General features: G+C 59.2%; 27 protein-coding genes. 17 read left to right on the plus strand and 10 right to left on the minus strand.

Going from position 1 to position 23,352, the window contains the following annotated elements; all coding sequences use genetic code 11:
* Nucleotides 1–19 precede the first annotated feature (19 nt).
* Genes gspG through ACSBQS_RS01020 form a run of 8 tightly spaced genes read left to right on the plus strand, consistent with a single transcriptional unit; the run spans nucleotide 20 to nucleotide 5,217 of the window.
* The gene (gene gspG, locus ACSBQS_RS00985) at nucleotides 20–448 is read left to right on the plus strand and encodes a type II secretion system major pseudopilin GspG (RefSeq protein ID WP_033644207.1); all 429 of its coding nucleotides are present in this window, start codon (nucleotides 20–22) and stop codon (nucleotides 446–448) included.
* Nucleotides 445–1,020 (plus strand): prepilin-type N-terminal cleavage/methylation domain-containing protein, encoded by a 576-nt coding sequence (locus tag ACSBQS_RS00990; protein WP_434989476.1) that lies wholly within the window; start codon nucleotides 445–447, stop codon nucleotides 1,018–1,020. The genes gspG and ACSBQS_RS00990 overlap by 4 nt, the downstream gene beginning before the upstream one ends.
* Nucleotides 932–1,279: a type II secretion system minor pseudopilin GspI gene (gspI, locus tag ACSBQS_RS00995; RefSeq protein ID WP_047025754.1), complete on the plus strand. Its 348-nt coding sequence runs from the start codon at nucleotides 932–934 to the stop codon at nucleotides 1,277–1,279. The genes ACSBQS_RS00990 and gspI overlap by 89 nt, the downstream gene beginning before the upstream one ends.
* Nucleotides 1,276–1,890 (plus strand): type II secretion system minor pseudopilin GspJ, encoded by a 615-nt coding sequence (gene gspJ, locus ACSBQS_RS01000; RefSeq protein ID WP_033651097.1) that lies wholly within the window; start codon nucleotides 1,276–1,278, stop codon nucleotides 1,888–1,890. Before gspI ends, gspJ begins: the two co-directional genes overlap by 4 nt.
* Complete coding sequence (gene gspK / locus ACSBQS_RS01005; RefSeq protein ID WP_033651098.1) at nucleotides 1,887–2,789, plus strand: type II secretion system minor pseudopilin GspK; 903 nt, start codon at nucleotides 1,887–1,889, stop codon at nucleotides 2,787–2,789. The genes gspJ and gspK overlap by 4 nt, the downstream gene beginning before the upstream one ends.
* Nucleotides 2,790–2,792: 3 nt before the next feature.
* Entirely contained in the window at nucleotides 2,793–3,926 is a 1,134-nt protein-coding gene (gspL, locus tag ACSBQS_RS01010; protein ID WP_033651099.1) for a type II secretion system protein GspL, read from the plus strand.
* The gene (gene gspM / locus ACSBQS_RS01015) at nucleotides 3,923–4,387 is read left to right on the plus strand and encodes a type II secretion system protein GspM (protein ID WP_197666209.1); all 465 of its coding nucleotides are present in this window, start codon (nucleotides 3,923–3,925) and stop codon (nucleotides 4,385–4,387) included. The genes gspL and gspM overlap by 4 nt, the downstream gene beginning before the upstream one ends.
* Before the next feature lie 14 nt (nucleotides 4,388–4,401).
* A complete protein-coding gene (locus tag ACSBQS_RS01020) occupies nucleotides 4,402–5,217 on the plus strand; it encodes a prepilin peptidase (RefSeq protein WP_049866650.1) in 816 nt (271 codons plus the stop codon).
* Here the strand turns inward: ACSBQS_RS01020 and gspS are convergent.
* Nucleotides 5,214–5,576, minus strand: a complete 363-nt coding sequence (gene gspS / locus ACSBQS_RS01025) for a type II secretion system pilot lipoprotein GspS (RefSeq protein WP_197666210.1) — start codon at nucleotides 5,574–5,576, stop codon at nucleotides 5,214–5,216. The two genes, ACSBQS_RS01020 and gspS, sit on opposite strands and share 4 nt — an antisense overlap.
* 257 nt (nucleotides 5,577–5,833) lie before the next feature.
* On the opposite strand from gspS, the gene gbpA reads away from it, so the two are divergent.
* Nucleotides 5,834–7,261, plus strand: coding sequence for an N-acetylglucosamine-binding protein GbpA (gene gbpA / locus ACSBQS_RS01030; protein WP_142002003.1), 1,428 nt, complete (start codon nucleotides 5,834–5,836; stop codon nucleotides 7,259–7,261).
* A 52-nt stretch (nucleotides 7,262–7,313) separates the two neighbouring features.
* Nucleotides 7,314–7,832: a cytochrome b gene (locus tag ACSBQS_RS01035; protein ID WP_033651103.1), complete on the plus strand. Its 519-nt coding sequence runs from the start codon at nucleotides 7,314–7,316 to the stop codon at nucleotides 7,830–7,832.
* A 281-nt stretch (nucleotides 7,833–8,113) separates the two neighbouring features.
* On the opposite strand, the gene ACSBQS_RS01040 is transcribed toward ACSBQS_RS01035, so the two are convergent.
* The 3 genes from ACSBQS_RS01040 to ACSBQS_RS01050 all read right to left on the minus strand — a co-directional run bounded on the left by ACSBQS_RS01040 (nucleotide 8,114) and on the right by ACSBQS_RS01050 (nucleotide 9,249).
* Nucleotides 8,114–8,317, minus strand: coding sequence for an HHA domain-containing protein (locus tag ACSBQS_RS01040; protein WP_004940313.1), 204 nt, complete (start codon nucleotides 8,315–8,317; stop codon nucleotides 8,114–8,116).
* Between the two features lie 50 nt (nucleotides 8,318–8,367).
* Nucleotides 8,368–8,736 (minus strand): Hha toxicity modulator TomB, encoded by a 369-nt coding sequence (tomB, locus tag ACSBQS_RS01045; protein ID WP_004940312.1) that lies wholly within the window; start codon nucleotides 8,734–8,736, stop codon nucleotides 8,368–8,370.
* Between the two features lie 159 nt (nucleotides 8,737–8,895).
* A complete protein-coding gene (locus ACSBQS_RS01050) occupies nucleotides 8,896–9,249 on the minus strand; it encodes a hypothetical protein (RefSeq protein ID WP_033642103.1) in 354 nt (117 codons plus the stop codon).
* A gap of 406 nt (nucleotides 9,250–9,655) precedes the next feature.
* On the opposite strand from ACSBQS_RS01050, the gene ACSBQS_RS01055 reads away from it, so the two are divergent.
* From ACSBQS_RS01055 to ACSBQS_RS01065, 3 genes are read left to right on the plus strand one after another with little or no spacing between them, the layout of a single operon-like run.
* On the plus strand, nucleotides 9,656–10,369 hold the full coding sequence (locus ACSBQS_RS01055) for a metal ABC transporter ATP-binding protein (RefSeq protein ID WP_434989483.1): 714 nt from the start codon (nucleotides 9,656–9,658) through the stop codon (nucleotides 10,367–10,369).
* Nucleotides 10,366–11,223: a metal ABC transporter permease gene (locus tag ACSBQS_RS01060; RefSeq protein ID WP_047572431.1), complete on the plus strand. Its 858-nt coding sequence runs from the start codon at nucleotides 10,366–10,368 to the stop codon at nucleotides 11,221–11,223. Before ACSBQS_RS01055 ends, ACSBQS_RS01060 begins: the two co-directional genes overlap by 4 nt.
* A gap of 25 nt (nucleotides 11,224–11,248) precedes the next feature.
* Nucleotides 11,249–12,127 (plus strand): metal ABC transporter substrate-binding protein, encoded by an 879-nt coding sequence (locus ACSBQS_RS01065; protein ID WP_169539416.1) that lies wholly within the window; start codon nucleotides 11,249–11,251, stop codon nucleotides 12,125–12,127.
* A 105-nt stretch (nucleotides 12,128–12,232) separates the two neighbouring features.
* On the opposite strand, the gene ykgO is transcribed toward ACSBQS_RS01065, so the two are convergent.
* The 4 genes from ykgO to sdeX all read right to left on the minus strand — a co-directional run bounded on the left by ykgO (nucleotide 12,233) and on the right by sdeX (nucleotide 17,178).
* On the minus strand, nucleotides 12,233–12,373 hold the full coding sequence (gene ykgO, locus ACSBQS_RS01070) for a type B 50S ribosomal protein L36 (RefSeq protein WP_004940304.1): 141 nt from the start codon (nucleotides 12,371–12,373) through the stop codon (nucleotides 12,233–12,235).
* A 12-nt stretch (nucleotides 12,374–12,385) separates the two neighbouring features.
* Complete coding sequence (locus ACSBQS_RS01075; protein ID WP_004940303.1) at nucleotides 12,386–12,640, minus strand: type B 50S ribosomal protein L31; 255 nt, start codon at nucleotides 12,638–12,640, stop codon at nucleotides 12,386–12,388.
* A 186-nt stretch (nucleotides 12,641–12,826) separates the two neighbouring features.
* Complete coding sequence (sdeY, locus tag ACSBQS_RS01080) at nucleotides 12,827–15,973, minus strand: multidrug efflux RND transporter permease subunit SdeY (RefSeq protein WP_033651107.1); 3,147 nt, start codon at nucleotides 15,971–15,973, stop codon at nucleotides 12,827–12,829.
* A gap of 17 nt (nucleotides 15,974–15,990) precedes the next feature.
* On the minus strand, nucleotides 15,991–17,178 hold the full coding sequence (gene sdeX, locus ACSBQS_RS01085; RefSeq protein WP_033642108.1) for a multidrug efflux RND transporter periplasmic adaptor subunit SdeX: 1,188 nt from the start codon (nucleotides 17,176–17,178) through the stop codon (nucleotides 15,991–15,993).
* A gap of 142 nt (nucleotides 17,179–17,320) precedes the next feature.
* On the opposite strand from sdeX, the gene acrR reads away from it, so the two are divergent.
* From acrR to mscK, 3 genes are all read left to right on the plus strand, one after another.
* Nucleotides 17,321–17,980: a multidrug efflux transporter transcriptional repressor AcrR gene (gene acrR / locus ACSBQS_RS01090; RefSeq protein ID WP_033642109.1), complete on the plus strand. Its 660-nt coding sequence runs from the start codon at nucleotides 17,321–17,323 to the stop codon at nucleotides 17,978–17,980.
* A gap of 11 nt (nucleotides 17,981–17,991) precedes the next feature.
* Nucleotides 17,992–18,345 (plus strand): DsrE/DsrF/TusD sulfur relay family protein, encoded by a 354-nt coding sequence (locus ACSBQS_RS01095; protein ID WP_042783805.1) that lies wholly within the window; start codon nucleotides 17,992–17,994, stop codon nucleotides 18,343–18,345.
* A gap of 100 nt (nucleotides 18,346–18,445) precedes the next feature.
* Nucleotides 18,446–21,838, plus strand: a complete 3,393-nt coding sequence (gene mscK, locus ACSBQS_RS01100; protein WP_060659857.1) for a mechanosensitive channel MscK — start codon at nucleotides 18,446–18,448, stop codon at nucleotides 21,836–21,838.
* A 31-nt stretch (nucleotides 21,839–21,869) separates the two neighbouring features.
* Here mscK and rsmS read toward each other — a convergent pair whose 3' ends face one another.
* Both rsmS and priC read right to left on the minus strand, forming a co-directional pair.
* A complete protein-coding gene (gene rsmS, locus ACSBQS_RS01105) occupies nucleotides 21,870–22,049 on the minus strand; it encodes a pleiotropic regulatory protein RsmS (protein WP_016928837.1) in 180 nt (59 codons plus the stop codon).
* 108 nt (nucleotides 22,050–22,157) lie between these two features.
* A complete protein-coding gene (gene priC / locus ACSBQS_RS01110) occupies nucleotides 22,158–22,694 on the minus strand; it encodes a primosomal replication protein PriC (RefSeq protein ID WP_033642112.1) in 537 nt (178 codons plus the stop codon).
* Between the two features lie 134 nt (nucleotides 22,695–22,828).
* On the opposite strand from priC, the gene ACSBQS_RS01115 reads away from it, so the two are divergent.
* Entirely contained in the window at nucleotides 22,829–23,209 is a 381-nt protein-coding gene (locus ACSBQS_RS01115) for a DUF454 family protein (RefSeq protein WP_434989489.1), read from the plus strand.
* The last annotated feature ends 143 nt before the right edge of the window (nucleotides 23,210–23,352 follow it).

Genomic DNA, 23,352 nt, shown 5'->3' on the forward strand with positions numbered 1-23,352 from the left:
AGTGAGTCATATCAGCAATATGCGCAGGTCCCGGCAGCGTGGGTTCACGCTGCTGGAAATCATGGTGGTGATCGTCATTCTGGGGCTGTTGGCCAGCCTGACCATCCCAAGCCTGATGGGTAACAAGGAGAAGGCCGATCGGCAAAAGGCCGCCAGCGATATCGTCGCGCTGGAGAACGCGCTGGATATGTACAAGCTGGATAACGGCCGTTATCCCAGCGCGGAGCAGGGGCTGGCGGCGTTGGTGACCCGGCCGACGCTGGCGCCGATCCCAAGGAATTATCCCGAAGACGGTTATATCCGCCGCTTGCCGCAAGACCCCTGGGGGCAAGCGTATCGTCTGCGCAACCCGGGGCGCCATGGCAAGCTGGATGTGTTCACGCTGGGGCCGGACGGCGTCGCTGATACCGATGATGACATCGGTAACTGGGTGGCCGACGCGCCATGAGGCGCATACGCGGTTTTACGCTGCTGGAGACCATGTTGGTATTGCTGCTGCTGGGGGTGACCAGCGGCCTGGTGATGCTGAGTTTTCCGGCGGATGAGAAGCCGTTGGCGCAGCAGGGAGAGCGATTGAGCCATTGGCTGAATGCCCTCGCCGAGCGGGCCGAGCGCGAAGGGGTGAGGTATGGCGTGGCGTTCGATGATGGCGGTTGGCGCAGCGTCGCCGAAGCGGGGCGGGAGAGCCGGGAGCAGTACGCTCTGCCGGACGGCGTCGCGCTGCGGCTGAGCGTTGAAGGGCAAACCGTCGCGCTCGCCGCAGAGGCGGCGCTGCCGCAGGTGTGGCTGTATCCGGGGGGCGATACCACGGCATTCAGCGTGGAGCTATCCCAGGGCAAGTGTCTGTGGCGATTGCAGGCGCCCGGTTACTTTGTATTTGAAACGACGGACATTCGTTGCGATGACGCGGAAAATGAGACGCCAGCAGGGCATGACGCTGCTGGAAGTGATGGTGGCCATGATGATCTTCGCCATCGGCTGTCTGGCGCTGATCAACAGCACCGGCGGCCAGGTGCGTAGCCTGAGCGCGATCGAAGCCAAGACCGTGGCGCTGTGGGTGGCGGACAACCAGCTGACGCTGCTGCAGCTCGATCCCCGCCCACCGACGCTGGCCTGGCATTCGGGCACCACGGTGATGGCCGGTGAAACCTGGCACTGGCGCTATCGCGGGCGGGAGACCAGCGACGCCGGGATGCGGGCGATCGCGATTGAAGTCAGGCGCGACCCGCAGGATCGCAATGCGCTGGTGGAGATGCTCGCCTACAGGGCGTTGCCGTGAAGCGCGCTTTGCAACGGGGTTTTACGCTGGTGGAAATGCTGTTGGCCATTGCCCTGTTCGCCATGCTGTCGCTCACCGCATTGACGGTCTTCAGAGGCGTGCTGAAAAACGACGAAATCACCCAGCGCAAATCGACGCAGTTGACCCAGCTGCAACGGGCGCTGGCGATCGTCGAGCGCGATTTGACGCAGGCGCAGGCGCGCGTGCCGACCGGCGATAAACGCTGGCCGGCGGCGCCGGAGTTTGCGGTGCTGCAGACGGCGGGAGAGGAAGGCGGCGATTTTCAGCTGCTGCTGATCCGAAACGGCTGGCCGAATCCCCAGGCCCGATTGCCGCGCGCCACGCAGGAGCGGGTGGCGTATCGCTACCGGCAGGGGCGGCTCGAACGCCTCAGTTACCCGAATTTGAGCAGCCCGCAGGCGGCGGCGCGCAGCGTGCTGCTGCTGTCTGAGGTGACGCGGTTCCAACTGCGTTTTTACCGGCAGGGCGAATGGTTGACGGCCTGGCGCGCCGGCGGGCTGCTGCCGCAGGCGGTGGAGATCGTCATCGACACCCCCGCGCTGGGGGAAGTCCGGCGCATCGTCACGTTGCCTGCCGCGAGGCCATTATGAATAAACAACGCGGTATGGCGCTGTTGATGGTGTTGCTGATGATGTCGCTGATGGCGATCGTGGCGGTCAATATCAACGATAACTGGCAGCGTTCGCTGGCGCGCACCCAGTCTCAGCAGGATCGGTTGCGGGCGAAATGGTTGCTGCTGGGCGGCGAGAGCTACGCCCGGCAGCGGCTGCAGCAGGCGGGAGAGCAGCGGAAGGCGTGGGGGGCATCAGGGGTGACCTTCAGCATGCGCACCGAAGAGGGGGAAGTGGCGATACGTCTGCGCCGCGTTGACGCCTGTTTCAACCTCAACGCCCTGATCCGCGCCGCCGGCCCGGCGGATGTCGGCGATAGCGAGGGGGGAACCCCCAATAAGGAGAGGCGAATATTCATGCTGCTATTGAACAATCAGGGGATCGCCGCTGCCCAGGCGGGCGCGATTGCCGATGCGATCGTCGCCAGAGCCTATGGCGAAGGGTATCTGATGGGGGATGTCAGCGAGCTGCGGGAGCTGGCCGGCATCGACCGCGAGCTTTATCTGCGTCTTGCGCCGCTGCTTTGTGCGGCGCCGGATGCCGAGCTGCGCCTCAATCCGGACGCCGTGAACGAAGCTCAGCTGCCGCTGCTGCGGGCGATGTTGATGAACGCGCTGAGCGATGAGCGGATGCGGGGGCTGCTGGCGGCCCGCCCGCCGCAGGGCTGGCAGACGCTGGCGTTTTTGTCGCAGGAAAAAGCGCTGCAGGCGCTGGGCGAGGATGACCTTGGCGAGCGACTGATTTTCGACGATAACCGCTGGATTGCGCAGCTGCAGCTTAGGCTGAACGACGGGCGCTATCGGCTGGTCAGCGCGTTGCAGCCGGGCCCGTCAGGTGTCACGGTCAGCGGACGTCGGTTCGACAGAGGGGAAGGGTAAACGATGGCGAACACCATCCTGCTTATCGCGCTGGACGATGATGCGATGGCCGATGTGCGCTGGGGCCGCGTCGGCGAGACGCGCTGCCGCTTTGCCGCCCGCCTCGATCTGGCCGAAGGCGGTAGTGAGTTGGCGGCTATGGCGCAGGGTAGCCGGGTCGTGGTGCTGGTGCCTGCCCGTCATGTGGTGCTGAGACAAACGACATTCCAGGGCAAGGCCCGGCAGGCGACGCCGCTGGCGCTGGCGTACTCCCATGAGACCGGATTGTTGACCGATGTCGAGCAGATGCATTGGGCGGTGCTGGGCAAGGTGCAGCGCGATTTCACTATCGCCGGCGTTGCGCTGGCGCAGATGCAAGGGTGGGTTGATAGCCTCAACGCCTGCGGCATTCGCGTCGATGCCCTGCTGCCCGACGTGCTGGCGTTGCCGTTGCCGAACCAATGCAGCGCACTGCGCTGGCGCGGACACTGGCTGCTCCGAACGGGGGGCATGCAGGGCATGCAGTTGCCCGATGCCTGGGGGGACAGCGTCCCGTGGCCGACGCCGGATTGGTGTCTGCACAGTGGCGGAGAGGTGCCGGCGGGCTGGGAAACGGCGCGTATCGATGAGGATCCGCTGTGGCGATTGGCGGAAGAGGCCTGGAACAGCACATCCACGCTGTTGCAGGGGCGTTTCAAACCGGGCGTGCGCTGGCCGCGCCGTCTGCCCGATAAGACCGCCTGCGCGATGCTGTTGCTCAGCGGTTCGCTGCTGGTGGGGGGCTTGCATCACCAATTAATGGCCAGACAGAGCGAAAGCCAGATAACGGCGCTGACTCAGCGCCTGCTGCCGAGTGGCGAGACCGCGCCGGCGTTCGCCGAACGGGCGGCGCAAGCGTGGGCACGGCGTATGCAAGACACCCTGAATGCGCCGCAGCTGTTCAGGCTGTTGCCCTACGCGGCCGAGGCGCTTGCTGTCTGGGAACCTCCGCAGTTGCAGGCGCTGGCTTTCGACGCCGCCGACGATCGTTTGGTGGTGACGGTAAACAGAAACGACGCGCCGCTGCCGGCGCCGGTCAACGACGGTGGCGTCAGCATGACGTTCAGCGAGGGAAGCGCGCCTAACCAGGCGATCCTGACGGTGAGAGGTGAGCGATGAACATCGGTTGGCGCGATAAGGCGCTGCGGCGGGCAGTGCTGTTAAGCCTGTTGATGCTGATGGCCTGCGGCTACTGCCTGTATCAATTTTCACAGGCGCAAAAAAACGCACAACGGCTGGCGGCGCTGCGGGAGCAGGCGCGCGTCATCCAACAATTGCAGGCGCGTTTGCCGCAGAGCGCCGCCGCGCGCGAGCAACTGCCGGAGCGACTGCGACAGAGTGCGCTGGCATATCGCATCGCCATCGCCGAACTGACGGAAAGTGAAGCGGATGTGCGGGTCACGCTGCCGCCCGTGCCGTTTGAACGCCTGTTGCCGTGGCTGGCCGCCCTGCAACGCGAGCACGGGATCCGCGTGCTCGCGCTCGCCGCAGAACGTGCGGGGCAGGCGCCGGGCGTGGTGCAAATCAGCCAACTGCGGGTAACGGCGCAACCGGCGATGTCATCCACGCGACGACAATGAGGATCCAGAGAACCATGCTATCCGCAATAAACGCAGTAGCCGATGAACACTGGCTGCTATTTAGCGCCGTGTTGAGCCTGTGCATCGGCAGTTTTATCAATGTGGTCGTTTATCGGCTGCCTGTCATGCTTGAGCGCGAAATGGAAATGGCGCAGGCCGAACGATTTAATCTCTTTTTGCCGCGTTCATTCTGCCCGTGTTGCACAATGAAAATATCGGCGCTCGATAATATTCCTTTATTAAGTTGGCTGCTGTTGCGCGGTCGCTGTCGTTATTGTCGCACGCCTATTTCCATCCGTTATCCACTGGTGGAGCTATTGCTGATGCTAATGGGAATAACGCTGGCCTGGCGCGTCGGCATCGGTGTGGATTGGTTTTTCATGTTGGCGTTTGCTGCATTGCTGCTGGCCTTGGCGGCGATCGACAGCGAGCGTCAGCTGTTGCCGGATTGCCTGACGCTGTCGCTGCTGTGGGCCGGGCTGTTGTGGCATTGCCTGGCGCACCCGGCATTTTTGCCGACGGCGGTCATCGGCGCGCTGGCGGGGTATTTGACGCTGTGGCTGCTGTATTGGGGATTTCGTCTCGCGACCGGCCGCGAGGGGCTGGGATACGGCGATTTTAAACTGCTGGCGGCGCTCGGCGCCTGGGGCGGCTATGCCGTTTTGCCGTCGATTCTGCTGTTTGCCGCCACCGGCAGCCTGCTGTGGCTACTGCTGCGGGTGTGGCGCGGCGGCGATGGGGCACAGCCCCTGCCTTTCGGCCCGGGGTTGGCGGCGGCGGGCGCCGGCGCGGTAGCCTGCCAGTGGCTTGCGCTACCGCTGGCGGGTTAACGGAGCAGGGCTAAAAACGGCGCCAGCGTTCGGTTGAGTCCGCTGCACTTCTCTTGCAACGGCGTGGCGTCGGCCTCCAGCTGCGCGGCGACGTTTTTGCCTGCATCAAGTAACTGGGTGCGATTAAGCGCCGGCGCCCAGCCTTTTCTCTCCGCCGCCTGCAACGCCGCCGCCGCGAGTGGGTCGTTGGTCGGGATATCGGCGCGGTTGCAGCGTTCTCTCAGAAACTGGCCGGCGCCGACCAGCGATGACAGCTGGTCGCGCTGGATGGCGGCGTCAGGGGCCGATTTGGCGGCGTGCTGACAGCCGGATAACAGCAGGCATGCCATGAACGCCGTGGCGATGTTTTTCAATGTCACGTTATTTTCCCTGTGGAATTAATTGGCGCGGTGTCGGTATTTTCTTGCGCCGCATGGCGGCGCTTTACGAGGTCAGGAATATTTTAACCCTTTATCATGCGGTTTAATATTCTGACGGCATTAGGTTTTATTATTTTAATGCATTCTAAGTGCCGGGCGTTCAGGGCTTCTACTTATTATTCCTCTCGCGGTATCGCCGCATCTCTTTGAGTTTCTTCTCACTCAGTTGGAATCCAATAAATTTAACTGGAGTCGTAATGAAATTATCCAAAATCGCCCTGATGATGGCAGCGCTCACTGCCTCCTCGGCCGCCTGGTCGCACGGTTATATCGAAGTGCCCGAGAGCCGCGCCTACAAGTGCAAGCTGGGCAGCAACACCGACTGCGGCCGAGCGCAGTGGGAACCGCAGAGCGTCGAGCAGGTTTCCGGCTTCCCTGGCGGCGCGACGCCGCGCGACGGCCAGCTGGCCAGCGGCGGGGTGGGCGGTTTCGAGCCGCTGGATCGTCAGGGCGTCAACGTCTGGGCGTTGAACACCATGAAACCGGGACCGCAGACGTTCACCTGGTACCACACCGCCAAGCACAAAACCAATAACTGGCGTTATTACATCACCAAACAAGACTGGGACGTGAATAAGCCGCTGTCGCGCGAGGCTTTCGAAAAAGAGCCGTTCTGTGAAGTCGATGGCCATGCTCAGGCGCCAAAAGATCGCGAAGTGCACCAGTGCGTGGTACCGGAGAGAACCGGCTATCAGGTGATTTATGGCGTGTGGGAAATCAATGACACGGTGAACAGCTTCTATCAGGTGGTTGACGTCAACTTCGAGGACGACGGCGTCGTGTCCGAATGGCGCAAGCAGCTGCAAGGCTCTCTCTCCGGCAAAAACCTGCAGGTTGGCGACAAGGTGATCGCCCGCTTCTTCGATGCGGACGGTGAAGTGCTGACGATGAAAACCGAGCTGGCGATCGACAGTGAGGCGCTGACCGACAAAAACCGCTGGAGCCACGCGTTGGCCAGCAAGATCAACGCCGAACAGAAAGCGGTGCGTGCCGGGGTGAAAGACGGTAAAGGCAACGTCAATCCGGTGTTTGGCAATAATGCGGTCTTCGCCAAACAAGGCAGCACGATGAAGAGCGTGGTGATCTCCTATGAGGAAGAAACGCCGGCTATCACCGAAGAGATCCGCATCGGCAACCTGTCCAGCACCAAGATCAAGGACGGTAAAGCTCAGCTGACCTTCAATGCCGAGGTTAAAGGCAAATTGACCGTTGAAGCGCGCGTTTACGATCACGGCCAGACGGAAAAAGGCTACGTGAAAGAGACGCTGGAAGACGCCAGCCAGCCGCTGACCGTCGCGCTGAACAACGTCAGCGAGGGCCATCACATGCTGAAAGTGATCGCCAGCAACGACAATGGGCAGAGCATTCAGCCGGATATCGAAAACTTCAATCTGGAAGCTGAATCCACCGGCGGTGGCGGCAATGGCGACTACAACTTCGTCTTCCCGAACGCGCTGAGTAAATACACCGCCGGCACCACGGTGCTGCAACCGAAAGACGGCAAGGTTTATCAGTGCAAACCTTTCCCTTACAGCGGTTACTGCATGCAGTGGAACAGCGGCGCGACTCAGTTTGAGCCGGGCGTGGGATCCAACTGGCAGGACGCCTGGGTCGTGAAAAAGTAAGTGCGAATCGGATAGTCAAGCGGCCAATGATGGCCGCTTTTAAAGGAGCTTTATGTCACACGAACCTGCCCGTTACGATCTTTTCAGTCGGTTACTGCATTGGGGCATTGCCGCCGTGATGATCTACGTCATGATCGTGGGTTATTCACTGCATTTTATGACGGATGCGCGCATCTTCGCCTTTTTCTCCGTGACCAATATGTCGTTGGCCTTGGTGCTGACACCGCTGATGGCGGCGCGCTTTATCTGGCGTTTTTTCCGGCCTAAAGTGCCTTATGGCGATATGCTGCAAGGGCGCGAGAAGGGGTTGGTGCATTTGCTGCACGAAATATTCTACCTGCTGATTTTCGTGGTGTTGCTGAGCGGCTTTCTTATGCTGGAGCACGGCTTTGCGGTTTTCGGCGCGATCGATTTTCCCCGTCCGATTGCGAATCTTGAGGTTAATCGTTTCTTTTTCGCCGTGCACCGTTATTCATGCATCGCGCTGTCGGCCATGATTGTGCTGCACATCGCGGCGGTGATTAAGCATCACTGTTTCGCCCGGCGGGCGATTTTGCGCCGTATGCTCTGAGCCTGGCGGTGATGGTTCACGCCGCCCGGCGCGGCGGCGTGGCAGCGATGGCCTCAGGGATATTCGCCGCGATGTGCACCACACAGGCAATGTGAGGCGAGCGTCTTCACGCGTGAATAGCGTTAAGGCGTAATACCCCGGGCATTAACCGAGAATTGTTGCTATTTATTATTAACGGCAAAGATGAGTGTAATTAACATTTCGTTGTCAATAGGAAAATGACCTATTCAACTTGAACATTGAAGCCGATAAAAGCATCGGCTCAACGCGTTGGGGGCTGATTATCTGACATATTTCCAAACGGAGGTGGGGATTTTGTCATACAGCTTGTTCATGGTCAGCTCCGCCAAACGATGATCGGCGGCTGAGTAAAACAGCTCCAGTTCATCATCGGAAAGCTCGTACTTATTTTTTTCAATAACACGTTCGAGAGTATCAATCGTGGTGCATTTACGTAAACGCATCAGATAGTCGGTTTTAGTCATGGTGGCCTTTTAGTTTAATAACCGTAAAATAGCTCGGGAATAATTATCCCCTAAGTTTTCATTGTCGTACAGATGTCCTCTCCTGAGAACATTCTGAATAATCTCGCCTTGGTTTTTTGCCAGCGGCGCAGGTCGGAATCATTGATACCGTAGCTGCTGAACAGCGTATAGGTATCGTCGAGATATTCCTCGACTAACTCCGACAAATCGGATTCGTCCATGTATTTAATTTTATAACTCATCACAAACGAAGCGATATGTTCGATCAACTCATTAAGCTGAAGGTTGACGGAGGATGTCGGATCGTTGACCCACCCGTGGTGGCTGTCTCCCAGGGTGGCGATACCTTCATCATACAAATTTTCGCACAAGAATTTGAGTTGAGCAATGTCGTGTCGCTTAGGCGAATACTCATCCATATCATCCCCTCCGTAAGTCTTAATGGCGGTGTTGATAACACTATGTGAGTAAGCTGATTTACATCATGAACGGAGGCAGCTTAACGGTGGTTAAATAAACTTCCCGTAAAATGAATATAAATCATTTTTTCGCGTTTGGCCTGCAGTTATTACGTAAACTTACAATTCATCCGCGGTTGATGGGCGTGAGTTATCAATGATGTCGAAGATTAAACCCCGTTGCGCCACACGGAACCGGACGCTATCGCTGATCGTGTCTTCGCTGTTGATATCCAGGCAAGCATTAAAAATGCCCCACTTATAGCGATAACTCATTGAATAATCGCTGTCACCTTGTTGCACTATATCAAGTATTTCTAATGAATCTTCGGCATAGCGTGCGCTTTCAGAATAAAAACTGAGTCCGCTGGTCAGCGACGGCACTAACTCCGCAATATTGTCATTAATCACTTTCTTTAATTTTTTAACAGAAAGTGCGTTGACGTCCTGGTTACAGGCAAGGGTAACAAGCATTAATCTCGGCCAACAACAATGTTATCTGCTCATCTTACTCCTTTTCCACTCGCGCCGGTAAATTTTTCGATTTACCGCTGTTTTTTTACCTTCCGCCAACATTTGCGTCGAACGGGAATATCCCTGAGTTTGATAAGGGGGCGAGGGGGGGACCTGCTGCGCGACGAGCTGTTACGTTCCGTTGCATTAATGAGTCCGGCAACGCTTGAGACATACCATTAATTGTGATGTTATATTGTAACTATAAATCTGCTGCTTTGGTTATTCCCTTGATTCCCACTTCGCAAAATGACGCCGCGTCGTCACTGAATTCGTTGTTCACCACCTCCGCGGCCGTGCGCTGTGTGGGCGCTATCGTTTTGTTGACTCTGCTGTGGCTCGGCATTTTTTGGGCGGTGTCGCTGCCATGATTTCATTACGTCAGCTGGCGATAGGCTATGGCGCCACGCCGCTTTTCCCGCCGCTGAGCGGGCAGTTTAGCGCCGGTTCGTTAACCGCGGTGGTGGGCGTCAACGGGGCAGGGAAATCGACGTTGCTGAAAACGCTCGCCGGTTTGTTGCCGCCCTTGGCGGGTCGCCTGGACTTTAGCGGTGAAAAGCCGCCGCGCAAGGCTTATTTACCGCAGCAGGCGGAGCTGGATCGGCAATTCCCGATCGCGGTGAGCGATCTGGTGGCGATGGGATGTTGGCCGCAAAGCGGCATGTTCGGCGGTATGAATCAGCGTGCGGCGAGCCAGGTTAATGAGGCGCTGGCGAGCGTCGGCATGAGCGCGCTGGCGCACAGTCCGGTGGGCGAGCTCTCCGGCGGCCAGCTGCAGCGGGTGCTGTTTGCGCGCCTGCTGGTCCAACAGGCGCCGTTGATCCTGCTGGATGAACCCTTCACCGGCATCGACAGCGCCACTACGCAGATCCTGCTGCAGGTGATCGCGCAGCTGCACCAGCAGGGGAGAACGGTGATCGCCGTCCTGCATGACATGTCGATGGTCGCCGAGCATTTTCCGCAGGTGCTGTTGCTGACCCCGCAGGCGTGTCATTGGGGCGCGGCCGAGCGCGTGCTGGAACAGGTGCCGCGGTATCTCGCCGCCGAACGGCAGCTGGGCCTACGGGTGGTGGCGCCATGATGCTGTTGCATGGGCTTATCGACCCTTTTCTCTCTTTCGGTTTTATGCGACGCGCATTGATGGCGTGTCTGGCGCTGTCGCTCAGCGCCGCCCCGCTGGGGGTGTTTCTGTTGCTGCGCCGCATGAGCCTGGTGGGGGATGCATTGTCCCACGCGGTGTTGCCCGGCGCGGCAATCGGTTATCTGATTTCCGGCATGTCGCTGGTGGCCATGGGCGTGGGCGGCTTTATCGCCGGGCTGGCGGTGGCGATGTTGTCCGGCCTGGTGAGCCGCCGCACGCCGCTGAAAGAGGACGCCAGCTTCGCCGGATTCTATCTGGGGTCGCTGGCGCTCGGGGTCACGTTGGTCTCGCTGCGCGGTTCCAGCGTGGATCTGCTGCACGTGCTGTTCGGTTCGATTCTGGCGGTGGATGCGCAGGCGATGCTGATGGTCGGTGCGATCGCTACGGTGTCGCTGCTGGCGCTGGCGGCGCTGTACCGCGCGTTAGTGATCGAATCTTTCGACGTCACTTTCCTGCGCGTTAACGCGCCGCGCCGGTTGGCGCTGATCCACGGCCTGTTTTTGGCGCTGGTGGTGGTCAATCTGGTGGCGGGGTTCCAGATCCTCGGCACCCTGATGTCGGTGGGGCTGATGATGCTGCCCGCCGCCAGCGCACGCTTCTGGGCGCGCAATCTGCCGCAGACGCTGGCGGTGGCGATGGGCATCGGCGCGCTGTCCAGCCTGATTGGGCTGGTGTGGTCCTATTATGCGTCATTGCCTGCCGGCCCGGCGATCGTGCTCAGCGCCAGCGTCATCTTTTTCGTCTCGATCCTGTTTGGAACGCGCGGAGGCATTTGCGCCTTCGCGCGCCGTTGAGAAGTGCCCTTTGCAAGGAGAAAGTATGAAACGTTTACCTATATCGCTGGCGGTTGCTGCTCTGCTGGCCAGCCCATTGGCGATGGCGAAGACCGTCGACGCCGTCGCCAGCTTTTCCATTCTGGGCGATATCGTCAAACAGGTGGGAGGCGATCACGTCAAGGTCAGCACGCTGGTGGGGCCGGATGGCGATCCGCACAGTTTCGAGCCTTCGCCGCAGGACGGCAAGAAGCTGGCTCAGGCTGATGTGGTGTTCGTCAGCGGCCTGGGGCTGGAAGGGTGGATCGATCGCCTGGTCAGCGCTTCGGGTTATAAAGGGCAGGTGATCACCGCTTCACAGGGGATCAACACCCGCCAGATGGAGGAGGACGGCAAACCGATTACCGATCCCCACGCCTGGAACAGCATGAAAAACGGCGTGCAGTACGCCACCAACGTGATGAACGCCCTGATCGCCGCCGATCCCGAGGATGCCAACTATTTTCGCCAGCGCGGCGCCGAATACATTCAGCAGTTGCAAAAGCTGGATCTGTGGGCCAAAACCCAGTTCGCCGCTGTGCCGCCGCAGAAACGTAAGGTGCTCACCAGCCATGATGCCTTTGGTTACTTTGGGCAAGAGTATGGCGTCACCTTCCTTGCGCCGGTCGGATTTTCCACCGAGGCCGAAGCCAGCGCCAGCGATGTGGCCGGCCTGATCAAACAAATCAAACAGGAAAAAGTTAACGCTTACTTTATCGAAAACCAGACCGATCCGCGGCTGGTGAAACAGATTGCCGCCGCCACCGGCGCCAAGGCGGGCGGCGAGCTGTACCCTGAAGCGCTCTCGCGCGCGGGCGGCCCGGCGGCCACCTATGAGCAGGCGTTCAAGCACAATGTCGACGCGCTGCTGAGCAGCATGAAGTAATCTCCGCCCCCGCTTGCCGGCGGGGGCAGCTTGTAGGCACTTTCTCGCCATAAAAAAAGCCCCGTTGAGCAGCAACGGGGCTTTGCGACAGATGACACTTTGGAGTTAACGCTTTTTCTTACGTCCCTGTACCGCTTTGAATCGCGGATTGCTTTTACAGATCACATAGATGCGGCCACGACGACGCACGACTTTGCAATCCGGGTGGCGATTTTTCGCCGAACGCAATGAACTCAATACCTGCATGGGGGTTCCTTGTTACTTATTGCCGATAAAGCGGCCAAAGCGCTGCTGGAAGCGCGCCGTGCTGCCTTCTTTGGAATAGTCTTTCTGCTTGCCGGTGTAATACGGATGCGAAGCGGAAGAGACGTCGAGGGTGACATACGGCCAGCTTTCGCCGTCCAGCTCGATTGTGCGATCGGTTTTGATGGTCGATCCTACTTTGAAGTAGGCGTTGGCGCTGACGTCGTGGAACACCACGGTGCGATAATCGGGATGGATGCCGGGTTTCATAATGGCTCTCTCGTGTAATGTTATACTATAACAACAATTATGCGCCGACCGGGCATCACGATCAAGCGTAAATTGCACACACGAGTGAATTAATGAGAACGGTTTGCATTAAGCAACTGAAGCAAAAGAAAAAGGCCGCATGCGCGGCCTTTTCGATTATCGGGTAGAAATCTCTTCACTGAACGATCAGTGATGCTCTACCGGGTGGCTGTGTTCCAGGTCTTCGTTCTTCTTGCTGAAGCGGCGGCGAACCACCACGAAGAACACCGGTACGAAGAAGATCGCCAATACGGTCGCGGTGATCATCCCGCCCATTACGCCGGTACCTACCGCGTTCTGTGCGCCGGAGCCTGCGCCGCTGCTGATTACCAGCGGCAGAACCCCGAGGATGAAGGCCAGGGACGTCATCAGGATTGGACGCAGACGCATACGCACCGCTTCCAACGTCGCTTCGATCAGACCTTTGCCTTCTTTCTCCATCAGATCCTTGGCGAATTCCACGATCAGGATGGCGTTCTTCGCCGATAGACCGATGGTGGTCAACAGCCCCACCTGGAAGTACACGTCGTTATTCATGCCGCGCATCGTCGCGGCCAACAACGCACCGATAACCCCCAGCGGCAATACCAGCATGACCGAGAACGGCACGGACCAGCTTTCATACAGCGCCGCCAGACACAGGAACACCACCAGAATCGAGATGGCGTACAGCGCCGGCGCCTGGTTGCCCGACAGACGTTCCTGATAGGACATGCCGGTCCAGTCGTAACCGATGCCGCTTGGCAGTTTGGACGCCAGCTGTTCCATCAGGTTCATCGCTTCACCGGTACTCTTGCCCGGTGCAGCCTGGCCCAGAATTTCCATCGACGGCAAGCCGTTATAGCGTTCCAGACGCGGTGAGCCGTATTCCCATTTCGCCGAAGAGAAGGCGGAGAATGGCACCATCTGGCCGCTGGTACCGCGCACGTACCACTTGTTGATGTCTTCCGGCAGCATGCGGAACGGCGCTTCGGCCTGTACGTACACCTTCTTCACACGACCGCGGTCGATGAAGTCGTTGACGTATGAACCACCCAGTGCGGTGCTCAGCGTGCTGTTGATGGTGGTGATGCTCACGCCCAGCGCCTTGGCTTTCTCCTGATCGACGATCAGTTTGAACTGCGGCGTATCTTCCAGGCCGTTCGGGCGCACGCCCACCAGCACGTCCGGATGCTGAGCAACCATGCCCAACAGCTGGTTACGCGCTTCGGTCAGTTTTTCGTGCCCCAGGCCGCCCTGATCAATCAGCTCGAAGTCGAAGCCGGTTGCGGTACCGAGTTCGATGATCGCCGGCAGGTTGAACGGGAACACCAGGCCTTCTTTAATCTGCGAGAAGGCGCCCATGGCGCGACCCGCGATCGCTTCCACCTTGTTCCCGGCCCCTGGACGCTCGCCCCAGTCTTTCAGGCTGACGAATGCCAGGCCGTTGTTCTGGCCGTTACCGTTGAAGCCGAAGCCCGCCACGGTAAACACCGAAACCACGTTGTCCTTTTCCTTGTTCAGGAAGTAGTCGGAGACTTCTTCCAACACCTTGTTGGTGCGGGATTCGGTGGCGCCGGCAGGCAACTGCACCATGGTCAACAGGATGCCCTGATCTTCGTCCGGCAGGAACGAAGAGGGCAGGCGCAGGAACAGCAGGCCCATGCCAACCACGATCAGCAGGTAGATGATCAGGTAGCGGCCGGTGCTGCGCAGGATGTTGCCCACGCTGTCGGTATAGTGATGCGTGCTCTTCTCGAACATGCGGTTAAACCAGCCGAAGAAGCCCGTTTTAACCCCGTGATCGCCTTTCGGGATCGGTTTGAGCAGGGTGGCGCACAGCGCCGGCGTCAGGATCAAGGCCACCAGCACCGACAGCGCCATCGCGGACACGATGGTGATCGAGAACTGACGATAGATGGCACCGGTTGAACCGCCGAAGAACGCCATCGGCACGAATACCGCCGACAGCACCATGGCGATACCCACCAGCGCGCCCTGGATCTGGCCCATCGATTTACGGGTAGCTTCTTTCGGCGGCAGCCCCTCTTCGGACATGACGCGCTCGACGTTTTCCACCACCACGATGGCGTCATCCACCAGCAGGCCGATCGCCAACACCATGCCGAACATCGTCAGGGTGTTTATCGAGAAGCCGAACGCCGCGAGTATCGCAAAGGTCCCCAGCAACACCACCGGCACCGCGATGGTTGGGATCAGCGTCGCGCGGAAGTTCTGCAGGAACAGATACATCACCAGGAATACCAGGATGATGGCTTCGATCAGCGTTTTCACCACTTCGTTGATGGAGATCTTAACGAATGGGGTGGTGTCGTACGGATAAACCACTTTCATCCCTTGCGGGAAGAAGGGCGCCATCTTGGCCAGCTCGTCTTTCACACCTTTAGCGGTGTTCAAGGCGTTGGCGCCGGTCGCCAGTTTGATACCCAGGCCGGCGGCAGGCTTGCCGTTATAACGCGCGGTAACGGCATAGCTTTCCGCGCCGCGCTCGATGTGAGCGACGTCGCGCAGGCGCACCTGGGAACCGTCGGTATTGACCTTCAGCAGGATCTTGCCGAACTCTTCCGGCGAAGTCAGACGGGTCTGCGCGATGATCGAGGCGTTCAACTGCTGCCCCGGCACCGGCGGCAGGCCGCCCAGCTGGCCTGCGGCGATCTGGTTGTTCTGCTCGGTGATGGCGGAGGTCACGTCCGTGGTCGTCAGCTGGTAGTTATTCAGCTTGTTCGGATCCAGCCAGATGCGCATCGCGTACTGGGCACCGAACAGCTGCACTTCACCCACGCCGGACGAACGGCTGATCGGGTCCTTGATGTTGGACGCCACGTAGTCCGCAATATCGTCCTGAGTCATGTTCGGATCGTCGGAAACGAAGCCGGCCACCATCAGGAAGCTGCTGCTGGATTTTTCTACTTTCAGGCCCTGCTGCTGAACTTCTTGCGGCAGCAGCGGAGTGGCCAGCGACAGTTTGTTCTGGACCTGAACCTGTGCGATGTCAGGATCGGTGCCGGACTCAAACGTCAGGGTAATGGTGACGCTACCAGAGGAATCACTGGTGGAGGACATGTACATCAGGTTATCGATACCGTTCATGTTCTGTTCGATAATCTGTGTGACGGTATCCTGCACCGTTTTGGCATCTGCGCCCGGGTAGTTGGCGGAAATACTCACCGCCGGCGGTGCAATAGTGGGATACTGCGCGATTGGCAGTTTCATTATTGCAAGCACCCCCGCCAACATGACGATGATGGCGATTACCCAGGCGAAAATTGGGCGGTCTATAAAGAACTTAGCCATGTATTACAGGCTCCTTTTTATGACTTCTGCGCTTCAGACTGCGGCTGTTTTTGCGCCTGAGTGTCAACTTCCTGCACTTTTACCTGCGCGCCCGGATGCACTTTCATCAGGCCGGTGACGATGACGCGATCGCCGGCTTTCAGGCCATCGGTAACCAGCCATTTGTCGCCAATCGCCTGGTCCGCCTTCAGCGTGCGCAGCTCAACTTTGTTGTCTGCCCCTACCACCAACGCCGTCGCGTCGCCGCGCGGGTTGCGGGTGACGCCCTGTTGAGGCACCAGCAACGCATCGCTGCGTACGCCTTCGTCCAGACGGGCGCGCACGAACATGCCAGGCAACAGCGTATCGTTCGGGTTAGGGAACAGGGCGCGAATGGTGATGGAGCCGGTGGTCTCATCGACGGTGACGTCGGAGAACTCCAGCGTGCCTTCCTGTGCGTATTCGGTGCCGTTTTCCAGCATCAGTTTCACTTTGGCCTTGCCGTTTTCCTGCTTCAGCGCGCCGCTGGCCAGTTCTTGCTTCAGGCGCAGGAAGTCGGTGCTCGACTGGGTGACGTCGACATACATCGGATCCAGCTGCTGCACGGTGGACAGGGCGGTTGCCTGGCCGTTGCTGACCAGCGCGCCTTCGGTCACGGCAGATTTGCCGATGCGGCCGGAGATCGGAGAGGTCACCTTGGTGTACGCCAGGTTGATGCGCGCGGTTTCCACGGCGGCCTTGGCGGCCACCACGGCGGCATCCGCTTGCTGCAGCGTGGACACGGCGTTGTCATAGTCCTGCTTGCTGATGTAGCTGGTGCCCAGCAATGGCTTGTAGCGGTTTACCGTCACGCGCGCGATGGAAGCGCTGGCCTGCGCTTTGGCCAAATCGCCTTTCGCGCTGTCGTAGCTGGCCTGATAGGTCGCGGGATCGATTTGGTACAGAGACGTCCCGGCCTTGATATCGCTGCCTTCAACGAAGTTACGCTTCAGGATGATGCCGCTGACCTGAGGGCGAACTTCGGCGATGCGATACGCAGCGGTGCGGCCAGGAAGATCGGTAGTGATATTGAGAGGCTCGGCCTTCAAAGTGACTACGCCCACTTCAGGAGCCTGCTGTTGGGCGCCTTGCTGTTGGGTTTCTTTATCGTTACATCCTGTTAGCACTAAGCTGCCTGAAAGCATCAGAACGGCCGCCAGAGGCGTTAACCCTCTGTTTTTGTTCATAGAAAAACCTCAAGTGTCCGATTTCAAAATGATCAATGGATCACAAGCTTTAAAACCCATTGCTGCGTTAATTATATGTGCGTGCTATGGTACATACATTCGCGAATGTATGTAAATCACACTCCCCCTAAATAACAATGCCATGGCACGAAAAACCAAACAGCAGGCGCAAGAAACCCGGCAGCAAATCCTCGATGCTGCGGTGAGAGAGTTCTCTGAACGTGGCGTTGCTGCAACGTCACTGACAGATATTGCCACCGCTGCCGGGGTTACGCGTGGAGCCATTTACTGGCACTTCAAGAATAAGGTAGACCTGTTTAATGAAGTTTGGGAATCTACCGAGCCGAAAATTGACCAGCTCGAAACAGAGTATCAGGCAAAGTTTCCCGATAATCCACTGCGGGTTATCCGGGAAATTCTGATTTACATTCTGACGTCTACGGTTGAAGACGGCCGCAGGCGGGCGTTGATGGAGATTATATTCCACAAATGCGAGTTTGTCGGTGAAATGATGCCGCTGCTGGATTCGCGCAAGGTGCTGTACCTCGCCGGCTACGAACGCATCGAAGCGGTGCTGTATAACTGCATTCACCACGAGCAATTGCCCGCCGATTTGCATACCCGCCGTGCGGCGATCATCCTGCGCGGTTATATCACCGGCCTGATGGAAAACTGGCTGTTTATGCCGGAAAGTTTCGATCTGCGGGCCGAAGCCGAAGCGCTGGTCGATGCGTTTTTGGAGATGCTGCAGTTTTGCCCCACCTTGCGCCTCAACCCCGACGTCGACCGCCTTCCTTTATAAGGAGAGATTTCATGTCATCAGTTGTTCTTATTGCCAATGGCGCCGCCTATGGCCATGAATCCTTGTTCAATGCGCTGCGGTTGGCCATCGCGCTGAAAGAGCAGCAAAGCAGTCTCGACCTGCGGCTGTTTCTGATGTCCGACGCGGTGGTGGCCGGGCTGGCAGGACAGCAGCCGCACGAAGGATACCATCTGCAGCAGATGCTGGAGATCCTCACCGCGCAGCAGGTGCCGGTCAAGCTGTGCAAGACCTGCGCCGACGCGCGCGGCGTCAGCCGCTTGCCGCTGGCGGACGGCGTGGAGATCGGCACGCTGGTCGAACTGGCGCAGTGGACGCTGGCGGCGGAGAAAGTGCTCACTTTCTGATTTCGCGACAACGGGACATCATCGGCAACGTTTTTGTTGTTCGTTGCCCGCCGGCGATCGTGATAATCTTCAGGCTTCTTAACCGATCCGAAGCTAAATCATGCATCGCTGGTTGACTCTGCCCTCTCTGACGCCGCGCTCGTTTGTCGGCGCATGCCGGCGGCGCATCGCCGCCGCGACACTCCTTTTCCTGATTTGCGCGCTGAGCTCGCCGGTGCAGGCGGCGCTGAACGGCGATTTGCCGCAGCGCAGCGAAGTGCAAAGCCAGCTGGAAGCGCTGAACAAGCAAAAAGCCCTGACGCCGGTCGAAAAGCTGTCCCAACAGGATTTAACCCGCACGCTGGAGCTGCTGGACGCCATCGAGCGCAACCGGCAAGACGCCGCACAGCTTAAACAGCAGGTGCAGCAGGCGCCGGCGAAGCTCAATCAGGTGACCGCCGAACTGGATGCGCTGAAGCAGCCGGTAGACAATGCGGCGGCGCGCGCCGCGCTGTTGCCGCTGTCGCTGCGTCAGCTGGAAAGCCGGCTGTATCAAACGCTCGACGAGCTGCAAAGCGCGCAGGAGAGCCTCTCTACTTACAACAGCCAACTGGTGTCGCTGCAAACCCAGCCTGAACGAGTACAAAGCACCATGTACGCCGCTTCGCAGCGCCTGCAGGAGATCCGCAGCCAGCTCAGCGGCCAGACGCCGGGGCAAGATTCGCTGCGCAACAGCCAGCAGGTGATGCTGACCACCGAGCAGGCGTTGCTCAACGCGCAGCTGGAGCTGCAGCGCAAAAGTCTGGAAGCCAATACCACGCTGCAGGATCTGCTGCAAAAACAGCGTGATTACACCACGGCGCATATCGACGCGCTGGATCGCTCGGTACAGTTGCTGCAGGAGATCGTCAACAGCAAACGTTTGACGCTGTCTGAAAAGACCGCCAAAGAGGCGCAGAACCCGGAAGACGCCACCGATATTCAGCACGATCAGCTGGTCAGCAAGCAACTGGACGTCAACCGCCAGCTGAGCCAGCGGCTGATCGCCGCCACCGAAGAGAGCAACACCCTGTTCCAGCAGAACATTCGGGTCAAAAACTGGCTCGACCGCGGGCTGCAGGCGGAGCGTAACCTGAAAGAACAGATCCAGGTGCTGAAGGGCAGCCTGGTGCTGTCGCGCATCCTGTATCAGCAGCAGCAGAGCCTGCCGCAGGGCACGCTGTTGGCGGATATGGACACGCGCATCGCCGATTTGCGGCTGGAGCAGTTCGATATCAATCAGCAACGCGACGATCTGTTCAAGGGAGAGGATTACATCAACCAGCTGGTGGCCGAAAGCAAGGAAAAGGCCGGCCCGGAGGTGATCGACGCGTTAAACGAGATCGTCGATATGCGCCGCGAACTGCTGGATCAGCTGAACAAGCAGCTCAGCAACCAGCTGTCGCTGTCGATCAACCTGCAGATCAATCAGCAGCAGCTGACCAGCGTTTACGGTTCGCTGCAAGATACGCTGACCCAGCAGATTTTCTGGGTTAACAGCAACAAGCCGGTCGATCTGGCGTGGCTGAAGGCGATGCCGGAGGCGGTGCGCGATCAGATTGCCGGTCTCGATCTCAAATTCGACGGCGGCAAGCTGGTGCAGGGCGGGCTGAATGCGCTGGTGTTCCTGATCCCGATGCTGTTGGCGATCGGGGTATTGCGCTGGCGCTACCGGCTGATCGACGGCCATTTGCAAAAGCTGGCCAACGACGTGGGGCAACTTAAGCGCGACGGCCAACTGCACACGCCGAAGGCCATCGCGCTGACCTTGCTGAAAGTGTTGCCCGGCGCCGCGTTACTCCTCGGCGTCGGTTTCTGGATGTATCGCGCGGATTTCGGCATCAGCGACTTTATATGGGCATTGTCGCAGCAGCTGGCGCTGTCGTGGCTGGTGTTCGGCTTCAGCTATCGCATGCTGAAACCGGGCGGCATCGCCGAGCGGCATTTCAACTTCGGCGCCAACCTGTGCGCGCATTACCGCCGTCAGACGCTGCGGCTGGGGTTGGCGCTGCAGCCGTTGATCTTCTGGTCGGTATTGGGCGAGAAAGCGCCGCTGCGTCTGGTGGAAGACGTGATCGGCCAGATCGTGGTGATGTTGACGCTGGCGCTGCTCACGGTGCTGGTGTTCCCGCTGTGCCGCGACAGCTGGCGTGAAAAGGGCTCGCACGCCGTGCGGCTGGTGGTGGTCACCGCGCTGGCCGCCACGCCGCTGATCCTGCTGGGGCTGATGTTCGCCGGTTACTTCTATACCACGCTGCGGCTGGCCAGCCGCTGGATAGACAGCCTGTATCTGTTTTTCCTGTGGAATATCGTATACCTGACCGCGCTGCGCGGCCTGAGCGTGGCGGCGCGGCGTCTGGCTTACCGGCGCGCGTTGGCGCGGCGGCAAAACGTGGCGAAAGAAGGAGCCGAAGGCGGCGAACCGGTGGTGGAAGAGCCGCCGCTGGCGCTCGATCAGATCAACCAGCAGTCGCTGCGCCTGACCACCCTGGTGCTGTTCGCCATCTTCGCCAGCGCCTTCTACGCCATTTGGTCGGATCTGGTGACGGTCATCGCTTATCTGGACAGCATCACGCTGTGGCATTACACCAGCACCGTGGCGGGCAGCAGCGTGTCGCAGGCGGTGACGCTGGGCAACATGATGGTGGCGATCGCCGCAGTGATTGTCGCCTACGTGCTCACCCGCAACTTGCCCGGTTTGCTGGAGGTGGTGGTGCTGTCGCGGTTGCAACTGCGGCAGGGGGCGTCTTACGCCATCACCACCGTGCTCACTTACCTGATTACCGCCGTGGGCGCCGTGGTTGCGCTGGGATCGCTCGGCGTATCCTGGGACAAACTGCAATGGCTGGCCGCCGGTCTGACGGTCGGGCTGGGCTTCGGCCTGCAAGAGATCTTCGCCAACTTCGTCTCCGGCCTGATCATTCTGTTCGAACGCCCGATCCGCATCGGCGATACCATCACCATCGGCACCTTCTCCGGTTCGGTCAGCAAGATCCGCATTCGCGCCACCACCATTACCGACTTCGATCGCAAAGAGGTGATCATTCCGAACAAGGCGTTTGTCACCGAGCGTCTGATCAACTGGTCGCTGTCCGATACCATCACCCGCGTGCTGATCAAGGTCGGCGTGGCCTACGGCTCTGATCTCGACAAGGTGAAAAAGGTGCTGCTGCAGGCGGCGCACGACAACCCGCGGGTGATGACCGATCCCGAACCGCAGGTGTTCTTCCTCAACTTCGGCGCCAGCACGCTGGATCACGAACTGCGGCTCTATGTGCGGGAACTGCGCGATCGCAGCTACACGGTGGACGAACTGAATCGCTCAATCGACCGCTTGTGCCGGGAAAACGGCATCGACATCGCCTTCAACCAGCTGGAGGTGTATCTGCATAACCAGCAGGGCAATGAAGTGCAGGAAGTGAAAAGAACGCTGTCGCCGGACGATGGCGGCCAGACGGCGGCGGATAAGCAATGAGAGGCGAAAGGGACAGCGGCGCTGTCCCCGGTTACTGTCCGGCAGGCAGATAGGGAGAGGTGACGCCGGCGCGCTGCAGCTTTTCCTGATAATCCCGTTTGACGATATCCAGCGCCGCCAGCGCGGTGGCCGGATCGATCTCGTTGCATTCCAGCAGGTAAATCAAGTCTACCGCCAGCTGCAGTTCGGGTGAGGCGTTTTCCAGAGACATAGCACCTGCGCTTATTTAATTAATGGGATGAATAACTCGGGTATCGGCAGAGTATAGTGAACCCGGCGCGCAACCGGGGAATAATCATTAAAATATTGTGATAAATCTTCAAAAACCGTTTTCTTTGCGCTCGATATTGCGCTCGATGCGCGCCAACGCCTGACGACAGCGCATCAGCCGCCCCTCCAGCGCCGCCAGCTCGTGCTGCAGCTTTTGCTGCGCCGCCAGCGTGGTCTGGCGCCCCAGCAGGCTTTCCCGATCCTGAATCATGGCGATCAGCCGGCGTTCGTAATCCTGATGCTCGGCCAGCTTGTGGTAGAGATCGACCTCAGGGGCTTCCTTCGGCTGATTCTTGCGCCGCAGCGCCTGGGTCGCCAGCTCGCGCTGCAGGGCGGCGATCTGAGCCACCAGTTTTTCGGCCAGAAAAGCCACCTGGCTGGCGCGGCTGTCGTTAGCGGCGTTTTGCAGCTGGGCGAAGTTTTTCTCCACTTCGGCCAGGTAGTCGCGCAGCCGCGTGCCGCGGTTGGCGAACAGGGCGGCGTCGAACCGCGCCTGCGGGATCGGGGCGTCGCCGCGCGGGCTGACTTCGGCCGCCAGCGCCGCGATCTGCTGTGCCAACACCTGTAATAGACGCTGAGTACTCACATAAGCTCCCTCTTGATTTCAACAGGCGTAAGCTTGCCCGCGATGCCGTCCTGAAACAAGCGTCGCATGCATATTCCGCCGGCGCGGCGCCGATGCTACAGTAAGCCGCAACCGATTGAGGAGCGAAGAATCGCATGACGCGTGGGTTATTGATCATTTTGGGCTGGTTGGCGGTGGTGCTGGCGACGTTGGGCGTGGTGTTGCCGCTGTTGCCGACCTCGCCGTTCCTGCTGTTGGCCGCCTGGTGCTTCGCCCGCTCTTCGCCGCGCTTTCATCACTGGCTGCTGTACCGTTCCTGGTTTGGCCCTTATCTGCGCCATTGGCAGCAGCATCGCGCGCTGCCGCCGGGGGCGAAGTGGAAAGCGGTGCTGGTGATCGTGCTGACCTTCGCCTGTTCGCTGTGGCTGGTGAAAATCTGGTGGGTGCGCGGGCTGTTGCTGCTGATGTTGGCCATTTTGCTGACCTTTATGCTGCGCCTGCCGGTTATTGATCTGCCGCAACAAAAACAGCGCTGATTGTACCTTAAACTCCTCAATAGCTTTCAAGCCGCAGCCAGGCGACAAACGCAGGCATCCCCGGGAGCTTACTTAGGTAAGTAATGCGTGCGGTCAACAACGCTGCGGGTTGAAAGATGCAGGGGAGAGTTGCATTTGTCCGC

It is taken from the genome of Serratia sp. H402Y, from assembly GCF_051172415.1.
Lineage (GTDB): Bacteria > Pseudomonadota > Gammaproteobacteria > Enterobacterales > Enterobacteriaceae > Serratia > Serratia ureilytica.

What these genes read in the sequence shown, in the direction of transcription:
- ACSBQS_RS01050 (WP_033642103.1), bottom strand. Translation starts at nt 9,249, where the DNA reads ATGCTTGTTACCCTTGCCTGTAACCAGGACGTCAACGCACTTTCTGTT.
- gspI (WP_047025754.1), top strand. Translation starts at nt 932, where the DNA reads ATGACGCTGCTGGAAGTGATGGTGGCCATGATGATCTTCGCCATCGGC.
- gspM (WP_197666209.1), top strand. Translation starts at nt 3,923, where the DNA reads ATGAACATCGGTTGGCGCGATAAGGCGCTGCGGCGGGCAGTGCTGTTA.
- gspG (WP_033644207.1), top strand. Translation starts at nt 20, where the DNA reads ATGCGCAGGTCCCGGCAGCGTGGGTTCACGCTGCTGGAAATCATGGTG.
- ACSBQS_RS01065 (WP_169539416.1), top strand. Translation starts at nt 11,249, where the DNA reads ATGAAACGTTTACCTATATCGCTGGCGGTTGCTGCTCTGCTGGCCAGC.
- ACSBQS_RS01040 (WP_004940313.1), bottom strand. Translation starts at nt 8,317, where the DNA reads ATGACTAAAACCGACTATCTGATGCGTTTACGTAAATGCACCACGATT.
- gspK (WP_033651098.1), top strand. Translation starts at nt 1,887, where the DNA reads ATGAATAAACAACGCGGTATGGCGCTGTTGATGGTGTTGCTGATGATG.
- sdeX (WP_033642108.1), bottom strand. Translation starts at nt 17,178, where the DNA reads ATGAACAAAAACAGAGGGTTAACGCCTCTGGCGGCCGTTCTGATGCTT.
- ACSBQS_RS01035 (WP_033651103.1), top strand. Translation starts at nt 7,314, where the DNA reads ATGTCACACGAACCTGCCCGTTACGATCTTTTCAGTCGGTTACTGCAT.
- ACSBQS_RS01115 (WP_434989489.1), top strand. Translation starts at nt 22,829, where the DNA reads ATGACGCGTGGGTTATTGATCATTTTGGGCTGGTTGGCGGTGGTGCTG.
- mscK (WP_060659857.1), top strand. Translation starts at nt 18,446, where the DNA reads ATGCATCGCTGGTTGACTCTGCCCTCTCTGACGCCGCGCTCGTTTGTC.
- ACSBQS_RS01020 (WP_049866650.1), top strand. Translation starts at nt 4,402, where the DNA reads ATGCTATCCGCAATAAACGCAGTAGCCGATGAACACTGGCTGCTATTT.
- ACSBQS_RS00990 (WP_434989476.1), top strand. Translation starts at nt 445, where the DNA reads ATGAGGCGCATACGCGGTTTTACGCTGCTGGAGACCATGTTGGTATTG.
- sdeY (WP_033651107.1), bottom strand. Translation starts at nt 15,973, where the DNA reads ATGGCTAAGTTCTTTATAGACCGCCCAATTTTCGCCTGGGTAATCGCC.
- ACSBQS_RS01095 (WP_042783805.1), top strand. Translation starts at nt 17,992, where the DNA reads ATGTCATCAGTTGTTCTTATTGCCAATGGCGCCGCCTATGGCCATGAA.
- ACSBQS_RS01075 (WP_004940303.1), bottom strand. Translation starts at nt 12,640, where the DNA reads ATGAAACCCGGCATCCATCCCGATTATCGCACCGTGGTGTTCCACGAC.
- gspL (WP_033651099.1), top strand. Translation starts at nt 2,793, where the DNA reads ATGGCGAACACCATCCTGCTTATCGCGCTGGACGATGATGCGATGGCC.
- tomB (WP_004940312.1), bottom strand. Translation starts at nt 8,736, where the DNA reads ATGGATGAGTATTCGCCTAAGCGACACGACATTGCTCAACTCAAATTC.
- ykgO (WP_004940304.1), bottom strand. Translation starts at nt 12,373, where the DNA reads ATGCAGGTATTGAGTTCATTGCGTTCGGCGAAAAATCGCCACCCGGAT.
- gbpA (WP_142002003.1), top strand. Translation starts at nt 5,834, where the DNA reads ATGAAATTATCCAAAATCGCCCTGATGATGGCAGCGCTCACTGCCTCC.
- rsmS (WP_016928837.1), bottom strand. Translation starts at nt 22,049, where the DNA reads ATGTCTCTGGAAAACGCCTCACCCGAACTGCAGCTGGCGGTAGACTTG.
- ACSBQS_RS01055 (WP_434989483.1), top strand. Translation starts at nt 9,656, where the DNA reads ATGATTTCATTACGTCAGCTGGCGATAGGCTATGGCGCCACGCCGCTT.
- acrR (WP_033642109.1), top strand. Translation starts at nt 17,321, where the DNA reads ATGGCACGAAAAACCAAACAGCAGGCGCAAGAAACCCGGCAGCAAATC.
- ACSBQS_RS01060 (WP_047572431.1), top strand. Translation starts at nt 10,366, where the DNA reads ATGATGCTGTTGCATGGGCTTATCGACCCTTTTCTCTCTTTCGGTTTT.